The sequence below is a fragment of the Desulfovibrio sp. 1214_IL3152 genome (assembly GCF_036763055.1).
GTDB lineage: Bacteria > Desulfobacterota > Desulfovibrionia > Desulfovibrionales > Desulfovibrionaceae > Desulfovibrio.
Genome location: NZ_JBAIYW010000037.1, coordinates 1 through 2,070 on the forward strand (window position 1 = coordinate 1; position 2,070 = coordinate 2,070).

Sequence of the window (2,070 nt, forward strand, 5' to 3'; positions counted from 1 at the left end):
CCCCCCATGCTGCCAATGGCCCCCAGCCGCGCCGCAGCAGAGGCCCAGCTTGCCAAGGCGTTGGGCTTTGTGGGCAATGAGCGCCTGCGCACAATCACCACGCCAATGGGCCAGCGCACTATCTGGCGCGACAATCTGGCGCACCTTGTAGCCAAAAAGGCCGATGCGCGAGAACGCTATGCAAATTATATCTTGCCCACACTTGAGCAGCCGCATGAAATCTGGCTCAAAGAACATGCGGACGGCAAGCTGCGTGAGAATTATATTGGATTATTCAGTGAGGGGAAATACGCCCTGCTGGTTGTCGTGCGTATCAACCGCGATGGGTCGCTTTTGTGGAACATGATGCAGCGCACACCTAAAAATATGGACAGTCTGCGCGAGGGGTGGCTTGTACACGGCAAAACAAAAAGCTGATACGAGGTTCCGCCTTGGGAGTATAACGGTACTCCTCAAAGCCCCTAACGGCGGGTGTCGCTCCGTCAAGCACCCGCTTTCGCGCCCGTATCAGCTTTTGCTACAGGGATAATAACTATGCTCAAAATTGAAGTCAATCTGGATTCCGCCGAAGTCGACGTCGCCCTGACGCGGCTTGTCCACGCCATGCAGGATACTACGCCCTTGATGATGGAGCTTGCCCAGGTCATGGGCGAAGCGTCAGACCGCGCCTTTGAAACCGAGACTGACCCCATAACCGGGGCCAGGTGGCCCAGCCTCACCCCAGACTACAAGCGCCAGCGCATAGAGGACGGACACACCGGTCCCATGCTTCAGCGCGATGGGACACTGCGCACCAGCATGCATCAGGTTTACGGCCACCTCTATGCCCGCTATGGCACCAACCTTACGTATGCTGCTATCCAGTGCTTCGGCGGCATCACCCGCGCGCACTGGATACGCGCCCGCAAAGGCAAGGCCCTGGCATGGCGCAAGGGCGGCAAGTCCTATGTACGCCGGGCGGTCTTTCACCCCGGCAGCGAGATACCGCGCCGCCGCTTTCTTGGCGTTGGCCCGCACGACAAACAGGACATGAAAGAGATCATTGCCGACTATGCCCGCAAGGCCCTCCTCGGTAAATAGGCTGCCGCCCGATTTGCGCCCCTGTTTTGCCCCGTCATGGGCCGTTGCCTGTCTTTTGATGTTTGAGAAAATCTAACGCCCTTCTAACGCCCTTCTTTTGCGCGTTGCCACATGGTGGCCCCAGGCAATCCACAAACCGCTGACGCGCGCCAGTCTTTCTTCCGCCTCCGGCCCTGGTACACCAGGGCCATGAACACGCACACCACACAGCACGCACTCATAGTCGCCCTCACAGACGAGGCCACCATGTCCACGGGATATGGCGAAACCACAGGCCGCATACAGGTCTTCCCCGTGGGGTCTTTTGCCGCGCGCGATGGTCGCCCCGGCAATATCACGGGGGTCACGGTTACTGCATGGAGGCTGACGGCGGATGATGCGCAGGCCCTTGTCAATCGTTGGTTCCGGCGAAAGACGCGCACTGTTGTTGACTACGAGCACCAGACCCACTTGAGCGACAAAAACGGCCAACCAGCCCCGGCGGCTGGCTGGATTGAGGGGCTGGAGATAACCGCCGAGGGGCTGTTTGCGACGGTGGAGTGGACAGACCGCGCGCGGGCCGCCATCCGCGCCAAGGAATATCAGTACATCAGCCCCGTGTTTGCCTGGGACAAGACCACAGGCGCAGTGCTCGATCTTGTGAGTGTTGCGCTTACCAACCATCCGGCCCTGGACGGCATGCAGCCAGCCCAGGCCAAAACAATTGAGGAAGGAAATCCCCACATGGAAAAACTGCTCGCAATGCTGCGCAAGCTTCTTGGCTTGCCCGAAACTGCGGATGATGCCGCCTGCACTGCCGCGCTGGCGACACTGCCGCAGGAAAACCTGATTGCCTTGCTCAAAAGCAAGGATGATGCGCTTACCGCCGCGCAAAACGCGATTGCTACCGCCAAGGCCACGCCGCCCGATGCGTCGCAGTACGTCAGTATGGCGACATTCCAGAGCGTGCAGACCGAGGCCGCGCAATTGCGGGCCAAGGTGGCCGAGCTT

General features: G+C 59.8%; 3 protein-coding genes. All 3 read left to right on the top strand.

Translation table 11 applies throughout. The features are described from left to right. Positions 1–417: PBECR2 nuclease fold domain-containing protein (locus V6C07_RS00760; RefSeq protein ID WP_333534471.1), on the top strand; the 417-nt coding region annotated here is incomplete at its 5' end. A gap of 117 nt (positions 418–534) precedes the next feature. Then, positions 535–1,080, top strand: a complete 546-nt coding sequence (locus V6C07_RS00765) for a phage virion morphogenesis protein (RefSeq protein ID WP_333534473.1) — start codon at positions 535–537, stop codon at positions 1,078–1,080. A 111-nt stretch (positions 1,081–1,191) separates the two neighbouring features. Next, on the top strand, positions 1,192–2,070 hold an 879-nt coding region (locus V6C07_RS00770), incomplete at its 3' end, for a phage protease (protein ID WP_333534476.1).